16 protein-coding genes and 1 pseudogene are annotated in these 15,741 nt (G+C 57.8%); 10 read left to right on the top strand and 7 right to left on the bottom strand.

What is annotated here, in order from left to right; genetic code table 11:
* Positions 1–107: 107 nt before the first annotated feature.
* The 3 genes from IB265_RS35095 to IB265_RS35085 all read left to right on the top strand — a co-directional run bounded on the left by IB265_RS35095 (position 108) and on the right by IB265_RS35085 (position 3,578).
* Positions 108–1,064: a hypothetical protein gene (locus IB265_RS35095; protein WP_192496098.1), complete on the top strand. Its 957-nt coding sequence runs from the start codon at positions 108–110 to the stop codon at positions 1,062–1,064.
* Between the two features lie 89 nt (positions 1,065–1,153).
* Positions 1,154–1,558 (top strand): hypothetical protein, encoded by a 405-nt coding sequence (locus IB265_RS35090; protein ID WP_192496097.1) that lies wholly within the window; start codon positions 1,154–1,156, stop codon positions 1,556–1,558.
* Positions 1,539–3,578 carry a hypothetical protein gene (locus IB265_RS35085; protein WP_192496096.1) on the top strand — a complete coding sequence of 680 codons (2,040 nt, stop codon included), beginning with the start codon at positions 1,539–1,541 and terminating at the stop codon, positions 3,576–3,578. Before IB265_RS35090 ends, IB265_RS35085 begins: the two co-directional genes overlap by 20 nt.
* A 275-nt stretch (positions 3,579–3,853) precedes the next feature.
* Here the strand turns inward: IB265_RS35085 and IB265_RS35080 are convergent, their stop codons facing one another.
* Positions 3,854–4,054 (bottom strand): helix-turn-helix transcriptional regulator, encoded by a 201-nt coding sequence (locus IB265_RS35080; protein ID WP_112995744.1) that lies wholly within the window; start codon positions 4,052–4,054, stop codon positions 3,854–3,856.
* 164 nt (positions 4,055–4,218) lie between these two features.
* Between IB265_RS35080 and IB265_RS35075 the strand changes: the two genes are divergently transcribed.
* Positions 4,219–5,109: a LysR family transcriptional regulator gene (locus tag IB265_RS35075; RefSeq protein WP_192496095.1), complete on the top strand. Its 891-nt coding sequence runs from the start codon at positions 4,219–4,221 to the stop codon at positions 5,107–5,109.
* Positions 5,110–5,162: 53 nt separating this feature from the next.
* Here IB265_RS35075 and IB265_RS35070 read toward each other — a convergent pair whose 3' ends face one another.
* Both IB265_RS35070 and IB265_RS37190 read right to left on the bottom strand, forming a co-directional pair.
* Entirely contained in the window at positions 5,163–5,486 is a 324-nt protein-coding gene (locus IB265_RS35070; RefSeq protein ID WP_112995743.1) for a DNA-binding transcriptional regulator, read from the bottom strand.
* A pseudogene (locus tag IB265_RS37190) lies at positions 5,476–5,606 on the bottom strand (type II toxin-antitoxin system RelE/ParE family toxin); the annotation flags it as partial. The gene IB265_RS35070 and the pseudogene IB265_RS37190, both read right to left, overlap by 11 nt.
* A gap of 206 nt (positions 5,607–5,812) precedes the next feature.
* Between IB265_RS37190 and IB265_RS35065 the strand changes: the two are divergent.
* Together IB265_RS35065 and IB265_RS35060 are read left to right on the top strand one after the other, a co-directional pair.
* Entirely contained in the window at positions 5,813–6,724 is a 912-nt protein-coding gene (locus IB265_RS35065) for an HNH endonuclease (RefSeq protein WP_112995742.1), read from the top strand.
* 87 nt (positions 6,725–6,811) lie between these two features.
* Positions 6,812–7,426 carry an HNH endonuclease gene (locus IB265_RS35060; protein WP_192496094.1) on the top strand — a complete coding sequence of 205 codons (615 nt, stop codon included), beginning with the start codon at positions 6,812–6,814 and terminating at the stop codon, positions 7,424–7,426.
* A gap of 263 nt (positions 7,427–7,689) precedes the next feature.
* Here IB265_RS35060 and IB265_RS35055 read toward each other — a convergent pair whose 3' ends face one another.
* Positions 7,690–8,982 (bottom strand): PAN domain-containing protein, encoded by a 1,293-nt coding sequence (locus tag IB265_RS35055; protein WP_246806150.1) that lies wholly within the window; start codon positions 8,980–8,982, stop codon positions 7,690–7,692.
* Positions 8,983–9,171: 189 nt separating this feature from the next.
* On the opposite strand from IB265_RS35055, the gene IB265_RS37925 reads away from it, so the two are divergent.
* Positions 9,172–9,873 carry an SH3 domain-containing protein gene (locus tag IB265_RS37925; RefSeq protein WP_192496093.1) on the top strand — a complete coding sequence of 234 codons (702 nt, stop codon included), beginning with the start codon at positions 9,172–9,174 and terminating at the stop codon, positions 9,871–9,873.
* Between the two features lie 204 nt (positions 9,874–10,077).
* Here the strand turns inward: IB265_RS37925 and IB265_RS35045 are convergent, their stop codons facing one another.
* The 3 genes from IB265_RS35045 to IB265_RS35035 form a co-directional block, all read right to left on the bottom strand.
* Entirely contained in the window at positions 10,078–10,482 is a 405-nt protein-coding gene (locus IB265_RS35045; RefSeq protein WP_246806149.1) for a hypothetical protein, read from the bottom strand.
* A complete protein-coding gene (locus IB265_RS35040; RefSeq protein WP_192496092.1) occupies positions 10,472–11,356 on the bottom strand; it encodes a hypothetical protein in 885 nt (294 codons plus the stop codon). The genes IB265_RS35045 and IB265_RS35040 overlap by 11 nt, the downstream gene beginning before the upstream one ends.
* A gap of 90 nt (positions 11,357–11,446) precedes the next feature.
* Positions 11,447–12,172: a DUF2726 domain-containing protein gene (locus IB265_RS35035; RefSeq protein ID WP_192496091.1), complete on the bottom strand. Its 726-nt coding sequence runs from the start codon at positions 12,170–12,172 to the stop codon at positions 11,447–11,449.
* 376 nt (positions 12,173–12,548) lie between these two features.
* Here IB265_RS35035 and IB265_RS35030 point away from each other — a divergent pair, with 376 nt between their 5' ends.
* Genes IB265_RS35030 through IB265_RS35020 form a run of 3 tightly spaced genes read left to right on the top strand, consistent with a single transcriptional unit; the run spans position 12,549 to position 15,729 of the window.
* Positions 12,549–13,442: a transketolase gene (locus IB265_RS35030; protein ID WP_375293111.1), complete on the top strand. Its 894-nt coding sequence runs from the start codon at positions 12,549–12,551 to the stop codon at positions 13,440–13,442.
* The gene (locus IB265_RS35025) at positions 13,439–14,416 is read left to right on the top strand and encodes a transketolase family protein (RefSeq protein ID WP_192496090.1); all 978 of its coding nucleotides are present in this window, start codon (positions 13,439–13,441) and stop codon (positions 14,414–14,416) included. The genes IB265_RS35030 and IB265_RS35025 overlap by 4 nt, the downstream gene beginning before the upstream one ends.
* 11 nt (positions 14,417–14,427) lie before the next feature.
* Positions 14,428–15,729: an aspartate aminotransferase family protein gene (locus tag IB265_RS35020; protein WP_192496089.1), complete on the top strand. Its 1,302-nt coding sequence runs from the start codon at positions 14,428–14,430 to the stop codon at positions 15,727–15,729.
* The last annotated feature ends 12 nt before the right edge of the window (positions 15,730–15,741 follow it).

The following is a 15,741-nucleotide window of genomic DNA, read 5'->3' as shown; positions in this document are numbered from 1 at the left end:
CAATAACTCAACGCGTAGTGATTGCATTCCAGACCGAATACTAATTTATTGGTACCGACTGTATTTGCGATCAAATCGGGTTCTTTGGCATTCGCTCGGGGAAAATCTTGAACCAGAAAGTCCATCAGCAGCCCTTTGAACGCGGGCCCGTTGACGAAACGTATCAAAGAAATTGGGACGGTAAGTCGTGGCAACGCCGCGCGCACCTTCTAGTCCAACTGCGTCATGGCGCACAGAACGTGCAAATTGTGCCGGATAGGGTCGGAGGAGACGCGGGCTTAGAATTTTTTACGACAGATGGTTGTCTCTATCAGTGCTACGCACCGGAAGAACCGGGGAACACGGCGAAAGCCAGCAGTGCGATGAAGCAGAAAGCGACCCGCGACCTTCCCAAACTACGCGACAAGCAGCAAGTCATCGTTGCTATTCTGGCAGACCTCAAGTGCAATAGGTGGATATTGTTCTGCCCATTCCTCGATGACAAAGCAGTAATCGCTCATGTACGTGCTAAAGGGGCTGAAATACGTAAACTTGGCTTGCCATTCTTGTCGAACGATTTCGAGGCCCTGGTTCAATCGCAAGAGGATTTCGCAAAAGAGATCGCGCAACTCCGAAGGCTGCCCATCGGACCCGAGCTGATCATCTCGCCGACGACCGACGAAGCGGTCGATACCAAGGACAGAGAGTTGGTTCAAACGCTGGATGAGAAGCTTGGCCGAGCATTCCCCAAGGCCTCCGAGACACGACGGATTGGATTTCGAGAAACCTACATCAGGAACCACATACGGCGAGAAAACACGCTTGAAACACTAAAGACCGATCACCCTGTTTTATGGGAGCGAGCGTGGCAGACCATCAACGCCGAAGAGAATCGTCTCGAGCTTTTGGGCGCGGCCGGAACAGCCTCTCCAAGCGAGCATCTGCGTGAAAGCCTTGCGAGAATTGAAGTGGGATTAGCCAAGGATTTGCCGTCGGTGGCCCATGCGACCATATCTGACCTGTCCGCAGGGACCCTGAGTGATTGGCTCATGCGATGCCCATTGGATTTTGATAGCGAACCGTAATGGCAATCCTTCAACCACACACACCATTCACTTTTCGAGAACGACCGTCGCCCGTTCCGGGTGACCTTCGGATTGCTTGGCGCTTCGCCTTGAACCTCGTGATCCTCAACAAGAGCCGAGCAAAACGTTCGTCCCTGGCTAGGCTGTATATTATGAACGACGCTGCTCGATCATTTAACGATGCCGATCTGCTCGGCGATATTTTGGTAGGCGCGGCGGATTCCAGCCGTTGGCGTATCAAGGTTGAACCGGCGCTCGGCCGAGCACTGGACCTAATGGTTGGCGAGACCCTGTTGCATTGGACAACGGTCAGCAATCGCGTTGGGGTCGAGCTTTCCGCGATCGGCCTGTCGCTGGCAGAGGAGATCGACGGCGACGACGAGATCATGGTCCAGGAAAAGGCTCGCATTCGATCCCTTTCGTCGAAGCTCACTGAAGCCCGCGTCACGGAATTCCTTACAGTCAAGGCAGATCATGAAGTTCTCGATTTCTAAAGTACTCATCCACGCTACGACTGCTTCAGGCCCATTCGGCACCGAACTTGAATTGCAGGTCGGCCTCAACGTTGTGAAAGCGCCGAATACCTCCGGCAAATCGACCAGTCTGCAGGCTATCCTCTATGGGCTGGGCCTTGAGCGAATGCTCGGCCCGCGGGTTGAGACGCCTTTTGGTCACGTATTGACGGAATACCTTAGAGAGGTTGCTGACGGACCTTCCTTTCCGGTATTGAAGTCTTCCGTCGAAATCGAACTGAAGAACAATCGGAAAGAAATTCTGGCGGTCCATCGTGTGGTACGGGGCGACGCCGACACTCGTTTGGTTCGCGCGAAAATTACCGACGCCAACGGCTCAGAATCCCGGCGTGATTTCTTTCTTCATGATCCAGGATCGGTGCAACGCGAAGATGGCTTTCATAACTATCTTGCTCGTTTCATCGGGTGGGATTTGCCGGACGTCACCACATTCGATGGTCGGGAAATACCACTGTACCTCGCTGCAATTTTCCCCACGCTTTTTGTCGAACAGAAGCGGGGATGGTCGGCCATCCAGGGTCCGTTTCCGACATTTCTTAGAATTCAGGACACAGCTCGGCGAGTCATGGAATTCTTACTGGACCTCGACGTCGGCAATCGACGGCGACGGAGGCTTGAGCTGGAGAAGCAAATTGCTAGGTTGGAGACGGAATGGTCTCAGGCTCGGCAACACCTGACGTCAAGGCTGGGCAATCTCAGCCGCCTTCAAAACATACCGTCACGACCCGTCGAAGACTTCTCTTCCTCGCCGTCCATAGGCGTAGAGGTGTACTTGGAAGAGGAATGGCTCGCACTCGAAGAGGCCGTCGATTACACGAAGACGCAGGTTGACGACTTGGAGGCGGTTGAGCTGCAGCAGACCGAGGACTTAGTCCCAGCGCTGCGGAGTGAGCTTGCCGAAGCGCAGGATGATGTTGCCAATCTCGAAACACGCGTCGACGAACTACGACGCGATATGGCGATAACTCGAAGTGAAATTCAGGGCTTTCAAAATCGCATCGCCGCCTTGAAGACAGACCTCGCGCGCAACCAAGACGCCCAAAAGCTGGAGAAATTTGGTTCTCGGCTCGGGAGAGCTGTATCCGAACACACCTGTCCAACCTGTCACCAAGAACTCGATGCGGAGCTCTTGCCTGTCGTCCAAGTCAAAGGCATGGCGATTGAGGAGAACATCCGTTTCATTCGATCTCAGATTGATCTCTACAAAGCCAGTGCCAACGCCTCTGAGGTCGAGGCCAATAACCTTCGCTTGATGTACGACTCCGTCGCAACGGAGCTCTCGGAGAAATTGACCCGAATTCGCCAGCTTGGTGAAGCACTTCGTCGTCCGTCTGGCGCGACCGCCCGTTCATCGATTGAGCAACTCGTCCGCCTTCAGGCTCGGCTGAAGAGATTTGAATCGATGCAAAGCGAAGCCGATGGGATGGTCGATAGATTTTCGTCCATAGCGGACGCGCTCGACAGATTACGACCGGAATTGGCGGCAGTCAAAAGCGACGACTTCAGCGACACCGACGTCGCCAAGATTGAATTCTTCGAAGAGCGGCTTCAGAAGCGCCTAGTGAATTTCAGTTTCAAGACATTCCGCGCCGCTGAGATACATATTTCTCGCGAAGACTTCAGGCCGTTCGGTATTATCCGAGACAATACAGGCGAGTATGTTAACCGGGAACTCGGCTTCGAAATGTCCGCGAGCGACGCGATCCGGATGAAATGGAGCTACTATCTCGCTCTCCTCGATGTTGCTTTGAAATTTGACACCAATCATCCTGGCTTCATCGCCTTCGATGAACCAGATCAGCAGGCAATCGAGAGCAAAGACGTCAAATCATTCCTCCTCGAGGCTGCCGCTTTCGGGTCGAGCGCACAGATTCTTGTCGCCGCGACGGCAGAAAAGATCGCTGGGTTTGACGCTGAGCTAGCTGAGGCTGGGGCAAAAATTCTAGGATTCTCGGGGTATACCGTACGGCGCCGCCTTTAGCTACGAATGACCGGTTATGGCGCGCAGGGACATGACGCCGCCGCGGAGCTAGTCCGATTTCAGGCGCGCGCACTAACGACCTGTGAGACCGCAATGAAGGCGCAATGCTGCCGTCCACAGACCTGAGCGTGGACGTCGCCTAGGGGCGGACAGATTCGTGCTCCCACGAGCGTTGCAACGGCGTGTTGCTGTGATGTTCACCTTTTGGGCCAAAAAGATCGCATAATGTATCGTCGGGAACTGCCCGCAGGTTAGCGAGCGCGCCGGCGCAAAGGCTAGTCCAATTCTGCTTTGCGCATGATCTCAAACGGGTCGGCGCCGATCGCGCGGCTGACCTTCACGAACTCGGCAGCATCCAACCGGCGTTCCCCAAGTTCAAACTTGGAAACGAACGTTTGCCGTTGGCCAATACGCTGCCCTAGTTCGACCTGAGTGATGTTCGCAGCTTTGCGGGCCGCGATGAGCCCGTCGATCATTCGACCGTAAACAATTGCGTGGAACGAAGACAAATTAGAGCGCCAGTTTGAGAAAACTGACGCCTTCAATAAAACCGATTTTCGGATACCCCAAAATAGGGTATTTCTAGTTGCACAAGAGCGGGTCACTCGCGTTTTCGTGGGCCGAAAATCGGAGCATGGACATGGAACTACGTCAGCTTTCCTATTTCGTTGCGGTGGCCGAGGAACTGCACTTCAATCGCGCGGCGGCGCGGATGTGCATCGCTCAGCCGGCGTTGAGTTCCCACATCCAGGCGCTGGAGAAGGAGCTGGGTGTTCGGTTGCTGGAGCGGTCGACGCGGCGGGTCGAACTGACGCGGGCAGGGGAGGTGTTCTATGACCGCGCTGTCCGGATTATTGGCGATGTCGGGTTGTCGGCCGAGGTGGCGCGCTCGGTCGCCGGCAAAGCGGCACGCACGATCAAGATCGGAACCGTCTATCCGGCGACGACCGGCGTGCTGCCGGCGTTTCTCACCCGCATCGGCCGGAAGTTTCCCGATGTCGCCTTGCATGTGAGGAGCGGCTCGACCAGCGACATCATCCGTTCGATCGAAAACGGCCAGATCAATCTCGGTTTCATCCGACCGGTCGAAAACATCGGCTCGTTGCGCTTCTTCTCGATTGCGCATGAGCGCTATCTGCTGGCCGTCGAAAAGACGAGCCCGCTGGCGCTCCGAAGCGAGGTCGATATCGAGGATCTGCGTTCCGAGAAGATCATCGCCTTTTCCCGCCAGAACCTTTCTTACAGCGAACGCTATTTCTCCGAGATGTTCGAGACCCATGGTTTAACCGGCAACATCGCTTATAGCTGCGACGACACCTTTTCGCTGGTGTCACTCGTCTCGGCCGGCCTCGGCATCGGCTTTGCGCCGGAATGGACGAAGGATCTACCGAACCGCAATTTCGAGCTTAGACCGGTGAGGGGCGTCGATCTCAAGATCGGGCTTGGAGTTGCCTGGAATAAAGAGGATCCAACAGCCGCTCGGGACGATATCATCGACATTGCCCGGTCGCTGGCGCGGCCGAGTAGGTGAGGGAAGCTAGGCGCCTAATTGCGACCGGCTGGCCCTTCCGCGGCAATGTCCTCCTAAGAATGCATTCCGAGACCGTATTTCCGGACGAGAGAAAGCAGCTTCAATGCGGGGCCGCTCGGCCGCTTTGCGCCGGTTTCCCATTTTTGTACCGTCGACTCGCTGGTGCTTAGATAGCGCGCGAAGACTGGCTGGCTGACATAATTGTTCCCGCGCAGCGCCTTGATCTCGCCTGGCGTCAGCTCCTGCGGAATGGGCAGGCAAGTCTCATCGAAGGTCTTCATGGTTTCCTTATCGATGGTGCCCGCCGCATACATATCTTCGACGGCGCTATGGATCGCCTCAAGGGCATCGCTCTTGAACTTGCGCTTAGTCGCCATTGCAAATCTCCAATAGGGCGCCGGTCCCGATTTCGGCATCAAGCTCGGCCTGTGTCTTGCGCCGATAAAGTCCGGCGAGCTCCGGAAAGCCAGGTGCTCGTCGTCGTCGATGGCGATGCGGACATCACAGAAGTCAGAAATCTTACGCTGAAAATGCCGAGATGAAGCAGATTGGGTTCTCATGAGATCCAGAATTCTTATCGCTGATCGGCACGATTGCCGGGGCGTGGCCTGCTAAGGCTATGTGGTAGACGAACTCTAAATTCGACCCAGAGATGCGTGTGATGTCGTATCGGCGAGCGCTCAGGCTGTGCTAAGCACAAGGAATGGGATTCGGGGTCTTCATTCATCGCTCAGATTCGATCTACGACGACAGCCCGGCAGAACAGTACCAGTTTCCAAGCCAATATCTTGGACGGGTGCGGGCCTGCCTTGGCGACTGGATCATCTACTACGAGCCGCGCAAGGTTGCGGCCACGCGAGGCTACTTCGCTGTTGCCAAGGTGGCCGAGGTCATCCCAGACCCGAAGGCACCGGGCATGTATCTCGCGCTCATCGAACCGGGTAGCTATCTCGACTTCATCAATCCGGTTCCTTTCAGCGGAACAGAAGGTGTGGTCGAGCGCGGTGTTCTAAACGAAGAGGGCAGGATATCGGGCAGGGCGCAGTCTGCGGTAAGGCCTATTTCGAGCGCGGACTTCAATCGCATTGTGGGCATTGGGCTAGATGAGCAAGTGCCAGAGTTGCCTCGGACCGGAGAATTGGACGCCAGGATCTCCGTTGAAGGATTTGGTGTAGGCGCTCAAACGCCGTTCGTGTTCGAGCAGGAGCGCAATCGCGTCATGCAGCTATCGTCGCGGATTGTTCGTGACCGATTGTTCCGCCGCCTCGTCGTTCAGGCCTACGACAAACGCTGTGCAATCACTGGCTTGAAGCTCATCAACGGCGGGGGACGCGCCGAAGTCGACGCAGCGCACATACGTCCCGTCGAGGTGAATGGACCCGATATCCTGACCAATGGCATCGCCCTGTCGGGCACCGCGCACTGGATGTTCGACCGTGGCCTGATCAGCCTTTCCGATGACCTCGACATTCTGGTTTCCAGACACGCCAACGATCCAGATAGCATCCAAGGGCTGATCAACAAGACTGGACGCGCGATCGTGCCAACGCGGGCGTTTGAACGGCCACATCCGCATTTCCTGCGCTGGCATCGAGAGAACTGTTTCAAGCAGTAATTTGTCGCCTCGCCTTTCTGTGGAGGACAGGAAAGACAGGCCTGGGGCCCCGCCATCGGGCGAGGCGGAATTGGAGAGGGAGGTGGTATGAACCGCAAAGAATTTGTCCAGTCGCATGGCGCTGACTGCAAGAATTGGAATTGGAGCTGGTCTTTCGTCAATCATCGCGAGCGGTTTGTCATTTTTGGTATGTGGCAGAGCGAACAGAAGAACCGGCTCGGCTGCATCCTACGTAAGAACTGGGAGATCAGCGCCAAGGGACGCAAAAATAACGGATATGGTCAGGCTCTCGAGCATATCAGACTCATTGAAACCGAAGGCTACCGCCTTCAAACCTTCCCTATGCGAGGGGTGGCGAGAAACCCGCAAGAGGGAGAGCTTTCACCCGCAACGATCGCTGAGTTTACTCCTGAACTATCCGAAGGTTGGTTGGTTGTTCTCACAGACGGCTGGTACGTGGCCGTTGACCAGGACGTTTATGAAACGATCGCAGAGGTCATCGATGCCGACGATCCGGACAGCGGTTTTCGCGAAGGGGCGATGTTCACCGTGGTTGTCAACGGATACGAGCGCAATGCCGACGCCCGCAAGGCCTGCCTTCGACACCATGGCCTGAGTTGCAAGGTTTGCGATGTGAACTTCGGCAAAACTTATGGTGCTCTCGGCGAAGGATACATCCACGTGCATCAAGCCAATTCATAAATGTGGTGGCGAATACATCGTCGATCCGATCGAGGACCTCATACCAGTGTGTGCCAACTGCCACGCGATGCTCCATCGCCGTAGTGAGCCACTGACGGTCGATGAGCTTAGGGCGATCCTGAGTGCTCAGAGGGAGGACGCCGCCGGTAGGAAGAGCCACACCACAGAGGATCCAGGACGTCTCGATTCCCGACGACATGACCGTACCGGTAACGGTCCTGCGTGTGAATCCGCTTAACCGGGCAGGTGGGCCTATGGGTTCGTCAGTCGAGTCCGATGACCTTCACCGGTGCGAAGGTCTGGAAACTCTTCACCCCGGAAATCATTCCCGACTTGAATAGAGGGGTGCTGACGGCGCCCTTCATCCAGCATTCCCTCTTTTTCTTGATGTAGGTGAATGCAACACACCGGTCATTGTCGATACAAGCCAGTCGGCATTGAAGTGGCGTTGCGTTTGCGATTGACGCGCGAACGCCCAGGTCGCCTCCAGGCAGATCGACATCCTCGAATAGCGCCTTCTTCGGATCGATTGTGCCCATGCTAAATGGCGTTGGGTCTGGGTCTGCGCTCGCCAGGAATTTCCCAGAGATAGCGACCGAGTTGCCGTCCGCACGACCTTCGTTTGCCTTCAGAAAGCAATTCGGTCCGCGCACAATCTTCGGATTGGCATTGAAGGTGAAAGCTTTACAGACGCCGTCCATCTCTAGACAGCTCGTAGCGCATTCGGCGACGTCGACGGTCCTCTTTGAAGCGAGGTCATCGCCGAACAGGTCAAGGCCCGTGTAGACGGCGATACGCGTCGGTTTCCGGGCAAACTCCTCAATCGCCGACAGTTTCTCGCTCGGACCGGGATCAATCGGCGCAGGGCTGGCAGCGGCAATCTGTTCGCTGTTTGGTCCAGGGGCGGGGCCTCCGGTTGAGTTTGCCGTAGAGGGTAGAGTGACGGCCGGAGTTGTGGGGATTGGCTCGTTCGAGGCCGTCGCCGCGCCCTTGCGATTGAGCTTGTAGCGACTGATTTCCTCGCTCGAGAACACATGCATCTGCGACGGAGGCGTCTTGAACATCGTTGTCATGACTTCCGCCGGCGTATCGAACCGAGTGAGCATGTCGATGATATCGGAAATTGACAGCTGTGCGTTCACCAGGTCGTTCGATTCACTGGAGATCTGGTGGACGCCAAGCTCACCGTCCACCTGGCGTTCGATACCCGCCATAAAAATAAGGGCGCAGGCCGAGTAGCAGCCTTTCCCTTTCGGAATAAAGGTGGAGAGGCGCCTCTCATGCACGTCGTCGGCAATCAGCAGTGCCATCTGGACAGCGCCGCCGACGCTATCGAGCACCAGCAACCTGGCTTTCTGTGATGCATGCAGCGCGCGCCTGAAGTTCAGGGCGGAATAGAGGTCGATCTCGCCCGTGAGGGTGATGAGGCTGGGGTCACTCTCCTCAAACGAGAAGGGACCAAATTTTTTTGTGGCAGCGAGCGCTGGATTACACAGAAGCGAAAGGGCCAGGCAGAATACCCATATGCGAATGAGGCCGAACGGAAAACTCGGCAAGATTGATACTCCCACGCCCTATTTATATTCAGAGAACATTGATCAAATTGAAGTTGCAACACAAAAAAGCCGCAACGGTTAACGGAGCGACGTATTGCGGATCTCGGTCACGAGCCCGGATGACTGCTTCGTGGGCTTGCCGTCTTCCGGAAAGCGTTAAATGATACAACCCAGGGGCGGGGAAGTATCATGCGACGATTTCTTGTTGGTGGGGCCGTAGCTGTAACAATGATCTGTTGGCTCGGCGCAAATAGCGACGACCGGGCGGCAGTCAATGAGACGCGGGTGCCTTCAGCAAGAATTGTCGTACAAGAACAGAATCCCGTGGCCGGAGTTAGCGCGCAAGTCTCTGCGGCCACGCCTCAGCAAGGCCGGTTCTCTGCAGCGGTTGAAAGCGCCGACACTGAGGAAGTGACCACCACGGTTTTCGTACGCGGCAAGCGCGTCGCCTTACGAGAAGGACCAGGGAAGAAGTTTCCGATCCTTGATCGCTACGATGCGGGTCGGCCGGTCCGCTTACTGTCAGTCGATGGTGAATGGTCCCGTGTCCTAGACAATCTCACACGGAGGGAGGGGTGGATTGCATCGCATCTCCTAAGTTCCGACAAACCTCGGTCGGAGCCAAAGCGCGATACACCTGAATCCGCAGAGTCGTCTCGTGAAGATCCAATCGAAGTCCCGCGGATTTCCGATTCCGTGATCGTACAGCGCATCATCGCTGACTCGATTTCCGGCTATAGCGGCTCGTGCCCATGCCCGGAAAGTCGCGATCGGGCTGGGCGGCGGTGCGGGCGCAGGAGTGCGTATTCGAAGCCCGGCGGAGCAGCCCCAATCTGCTATTCGGGCGATGTCTCAAGGGCGATGATCGATGCGTTTCGCTCGCGATTGTAATGCAGGGGGTGGCCATTGCATTGTTGTCGGCTTGATTGGATTAAGCCCCGAACTTTTCTGAGATTTCGCCGAGCTCCGCTGCCGGAATGGCGTGTTCGCTGACGAAGCCATCAATCGGCGTGAGGCAGATCTCTCCATCGTATCCTCAGGAGAGGTTTCGCCGTTTTGGGAAGCTTCGAGCGATGGACCATCCGGGATGAGACTTCAAAGTCCGCGTTGATCTTTCACGACGAGGAGTTTGCTGAAGTTACCTGCTACCTTGACGAAAACCTCGTCCTTGGACTTGAACGGGGTGATCGTTTTGATCTCAACGTGATCGTTGCCAAGCCTACCATCAGCACCCTGCGCGTAGTTCTTGTTCAGCTTTATTCCGTAGGTGATGGCGCCGAAGAGTTCTCCTATGTCTCCGTAAACATTGAGATGACGACCTGTCTCAAGGTGGTAGCTTTCTGCCAGTGACAAGAGATCCTGAAAATACGGGATTAGAGATATTGTCGCATTGGGATATTTCGCTCGCCACTCGTGATATCGGAGCTGTTCTTCCACGTCGGACCAGGAAACCCACTCGCCGTCGTCATAGAAGGCGCGATCCCAGATATCAGCATCCATTTGAAACCTCTTGGCAGTCCGATCTTCGCGACACCGCCCTAGCGATCTTATGGTCGACCCATGCAGAGAGGCCGTTCCAGAGTCCTTGGTCCAGGCCGACGTGACAAGCGATCGCAATGATCTGTTGGTAGGAGATCGGCGTGATCGCCGCTTGCCCAGCGAGACTCGCATCCACCAAGCCTCGCTTCACCTTCCGCGCCGTCGGGAAACTGGGGTGATCGGCAAAGGCTGCGAGGGCTGCCGTTTGAAGTTTGCGGTGCTTGCCTATCGCTGCCGCCAGCACGGCGTTGCGCATCCACTGATAGGCGTCTCCCTTAAATGGACAGGGCGTGTGATCAACGCCCGGATCGAGCGCGAAGGCCTCTGGGATGTATTCCCAGTACCGAATGCCCTTGCCCGTAAGAGCGCAATGCGCGCGCACGCCATTACCTGGGTTGATTTGGTCAGCGTAGCTTCCGTTGCATTGTCGTTCCCCCGAGCGCGACACAGCCGTTTGGCTACATTGTCCTCCGGGTTCGGTGAACTTGCACTCGATGACGAGCGCGGCCAGCGAGCCGACGGCGAGGACGTCGACTTGCGTGGGCCTCGGTTCTCTTAGCAGCCGATCGCTGTCCATCCACTCGAGTGTTATCGCCCATGGACCGCCTGATGCCACTCCCACACGCTCGGCGATGGCATCGAGGATGCGGTCGCGATCGGTGCTCATCTTGAGTGTGCCGAACACGTCGATTGCGATGGCTTGCGACGAATGCGCCTTGTGTGCCTGAATTCGATTGGCTCGGTCACGGTGCCAAGGGAATGTCCTCCAGTCCTCGATCGCTCCGTGGCTTCCCGGATACAGATTTTCGCGAACTGCCTCGAAATCGGAGGTCATCTCGGGGCTGCCTCAACTCCATCAAGCCAATGCGATGTGTTCCTCCAATGGAAGTGGCTCGACCGTGCAGGCATGCGTGATGAGGGCGCGTTAGATGACACTCGGCTTGTCCACCAACTTCTCGACCAAGCGCCTGAGTTCAGACGGGGTCGTTTGACCAGCTACGACCTCGTAGTACCCGATCCCGGCGCGTCGCAGCGCCTCCTTCTTTACCGCGTCACGCGCGGCCGCGGCGCCTTGATGGTGCGCTCCGCCCTGGTATTCGATGACATGCCGCGGTTGGCAGTTGCTGTCCACGAGCAGCAGATCGACACGCTTGGAGTTTATGCAACTGTAGGCGTCTGCGTCGGTGCTTCGGAGGATCTCACCCAGCGAAACCTGGGCCATTACCTGCCAAGAAGGATTGCAGGCGATCACGACGCTGTCGAGTTCCCTAAACACTCGTGCTTCGCTCTTATTCAGCAGCGGTTGAATGGTGAAATCCGAGCGCATCACGATACGCAGTTGATCGGTGGCGTCGACCGGCTTCGATGGCTCCGTAACTGGCATCTGTTGCCAAGGTCCCACTACAATGCGCTCGTGGCTGCGCCTTTCCTCCCAGCGTGATCTGTTTTTCTCCCGCCACGCCTGCTTTCTCATCGTGGCTAGGAACTGCTCAATGGCCATGCCGATCAGGAGGCCGATAAACAGCACGGCGATCAGCAGTTCAGGCTTTTCGAAGTCTGCAACGGTTATACTGCCCGAAGCGACTACTGCGGCCGCTCCGATGATTAGCCAAGGCGCTGCGAACAGCACCGACCTTTGGCGATATTGCATGCCCCTCTCCAGATTTCCCGCCAAGATAGTAGAACGCTCGGAGGACGCGCGAAAAGTCGCCCAAAAGGATTAGGTTCCGCGGGCGCCGAGCCAGAAGCTATCGCATTCGAAGGCCTGGGCGGAAGGTTCGATTCCCTTCAAGAGCCTGGCGATTTTTTGGGTTTGAATCACGTGCCTGTAGCTTTGGCCAGCGAGACTGGGCGAGAAGCAGGATTGCACTGTTCATTTTGTGACCAAACCAGCGAAGCTTTTGAAAGCCGCAGTCCGCGAAAGGCAGGTCTCCATCGAAATGGGGATCAAAAACCTGTTGCATAGTTGCCGCTTTCCTATATCTTATAACTTATAAGTTAGAAACAGCGGGAGCAATTCCTTGTCAGTGCGACAGACACCAGGCGGCCACCTTTTGGTGGCGCGCAGCCATGAACTATTGTCCGACGAACAGCTTGCCTTCCTTCATGAGCGCGCGCGCTTCATCAGGCTCGAGACGCTTCGGTTGATCTCGATCGCCAAAGTGGGCCACTACACCTCGGTCTTCTCCTGTGCGGAGATCTTTGCGGCGCTCTATTACGATGTGATGCGGCTTCGAAAGGGCGAGCCGGCCTGGACCGACCGGGACCGCTTCCTGATGGGCAAGGGCCATGCGGCCGTTGGGCTTTTCCCCATTCTCGCCGATCTCGGCTTCTTCGATCCCGCATGGCTTGAAAGCTACACGCGGCTCGGCAGCCCACTCGGCGATCACCCTGATATGACGAAGGTCCCCGGCGTCGACTTCAGCTCCGGGTCTATCGGTCATGCCCTGTCGAACGGCGTCGGCATGCTGCTTGGCGCGCGCTTCCAGCAGCGTGATTTCAATGCCTTCGTCCTCCTCGGCGACGGGGAAATGCAGGAGGGCCAGGTCTGGGAAGCCGCCTTGTCCGCCGCCTCGCACAATCTCTCCAACCTGATCGCCATCGTCGATCGCAACGGCTACCAGCTCGACGGCAAGGTCGACGACGTCATGGCGATAGAACCGCTTGATGAGAAATGGCGCGCCTTCGGCTGGGAGGTTCACACCGTCGACGGCCATGACCTTGAGGCGCTGACGACGCTGCTGCGCGCCGTGAAGGCCGACCGTGCCCGCACAAAGCCGTGCTGCATCATCGCCCGCACCGTGAAGGGCAAGGGCATCGACTACATGGAAACCGAACCCGGCTGGCATCTCGGCTATCTCGGCGCGGAAGATGAGGCCAAGGCCCGCGAAACGATCATGAACACGGTAATTTCCCAATGACCCAACTGCTTTCCAAGGACTCGTGGCAGTACCGCGAGATCAACCGCCGCGCGCCCTCGCTCCCCACGCTGTCGAATGCGCTCATCGCCCTTGCCGACGCCGGCCATCCCGTCATGGCGGGCACGGCCGACCTGCAATATTCGAACGGTCTTTCCGATTTCGCCCAGCGCTATCCCGAGCGTTTCGTGCAGTTCGGCATTTCCGAGCAGAACATGGTCTCGGCTGCCGCTGGTATGGCGACGACAGGCGTCATTCCGTATGTGGCGACGTTCGCCTCGTTCCTCGCGCTTTTGTGCTGCGAGCAAATCCGCATGGATGTCGCCTATTGCAAGCAACCGGTTCGCCTGATCGGGCATCACACCGGCATTTCGCTAGGCTTCTACGGGACGTCCCATCATGCGACCGAAGACATTGCCATCATGCGCAGCATTGCCAACCTCGCCGTCGTGTCGACGGCGGATGGGCCGGCGCTCGATGCAGCCCTCAGGGCGACCGTCGACTATCCGCTCCCCATCTATTTCCGCATCCACCGCGGGCACGATCCGGTCGTCTACGAGAACGGCGTCGCATTCGAACTCGGCAGGGCGATCGTACACGGCATCGGCAAAGACATCACGATCATAGCAGCGGGCTATCCCGTGCATGGCGCCAAGCGCGCGATGGAGGAGCTGAATGCCGCAGGCCATTCCGTCGGGCTAATCGACATGCATTCGATCAAGCCGCTCGACGAGGATGCGATCCTCGAGGCCTCCGCCCGTTCGAAAGTCATCCTGACGGTCGAGGAGCACAACATCCTCGGCGGGCTCGGCGGGGCCGTCGCCGAAGTGTTGGCCGAAAAGGGCAGGGGCGCCCGCCTCGTCCGGCACGGCATCCGCGACGAATACAGCCTGATCGCACCCCCCACCCATCTCTACAGGCACTACCGCCTGGACGGCGACGGCATCCGGGCCGTGGCGCTCGAGAGCATTGCGTAAGGAGAATGCCGATGTCGACGAACAACGAAACGATCGCCGCGCGCGCGGAAGCCGTCATACCCGGCGGCCTGTTGAGTCCTAGCCGGCGCCTCGGCGCGCCGATCGCCTTCGCCAGGGCCGAGGGAGCCTATCTCTACGATGCCGATGGCAACCGCTACACCGACTATCACTGCGCCTTCGGTGCCAATGTGCTCGGCCATCGACCGCCCGCCGTCGCTGCCGCGATTGCCGAGACGGCCGAAAACCTCGACCTGATCGGTGCCGGCGTGCTGGAGCTGGAGGTCGAGGTGGCCGAACTCCTCGTGAACGTGATCCCCTGCGCCGATCAGGTGGCATTTTGCAGCAGCGGCTCGGAGGCAACCTACCATGCCCTGCGTCTCGCCCGCGCCTATACGGGGCGCAAGCAGATCATCAAGTTCCAGGGCGGCTACCATGGCTGGCACGATTATGTCGCCATGAACGGCCAGTCGAGCCGCCAGATGATCGGCTCCTACGACCCAATGTCCGACGGCATGCTGTTTGATGCCGCCCGCCACACCGCCATCCTGCCCTATAACGATGCCGGTGCCGTCGAGGACTACATCCGTAAAAACCCCGGCGAGGTCGCGGCGATCATCGTCGAGCCTATCGCGCACAATATGGGCGCGGTCATCGCCGAGAGGCAGTTCCTTTCCGACCTGCGCCGGATCACCGCCGAGCACGGTGTTGTCCTCATCTTCGACGAGGTGATCACCGGTTTCCGGCACGCGCTTGGCGGCTACCAGTCGATCGTCGGCGTCACGCCCGACCTTTCGACCTTCGGCAAGGCCGCAACGAGCGGCTATCCGATCGGCATCGTTGCCGGCCGGCGCGACATCATGGAGCGGGTGGGCCGCACGGGCGAGGGCGCCGTCTTCATGGGTGGCACGTTCAACGGCACGCCGTCCTCGATGGCGGCCGTAAAGGCGACGATTGAGGAGCTAGCGAGACCGGGCGTCTACGAGCGGCTGTTCGAGCTTGGCGCCTATCTCCGCGGCGAGATAGACGGCATCATAGCGCGGCACGGCCTGAAGGCGCAGGCCGCCGGTTTCGGCTCGGTCTGGCTCGTCTACTTCTTTGACGGCGAGTTCCGCCAATACACGGACCTCCTGCGCAACGACAACAATCTCGACATGCGCTTCCGGCGGGCGCTGATCGCCGGCCGGCAGGTCTTCCAGCCGCTTCAGCTCAAACGACTTTACCTCTCGCTGAGTCACGATCGCGCCGTCATAGACGACACGCTCGAACTCATCGACACGACCATGGCCGGCCTCGCGCGTTCCGCCGCGGCCTGATCATTCAAACCT

Origin of the sequence: Ensifer sp. ENS10 (assembly GCF_014852025.1) — a bacterium.
In the GTDB taxonomy this organism is placed as follows: domain Bacteria; phylum Pseudomonadota; class Alphaproteobacteria; order Rhizobiales; family Rhizobiaceae; genus Ensifer.
The sequence above is the reverse complement of the archived record's forward strand: the minus strand, read 5'-3'. Positions and strand labels throughout refer to the sequence as shown.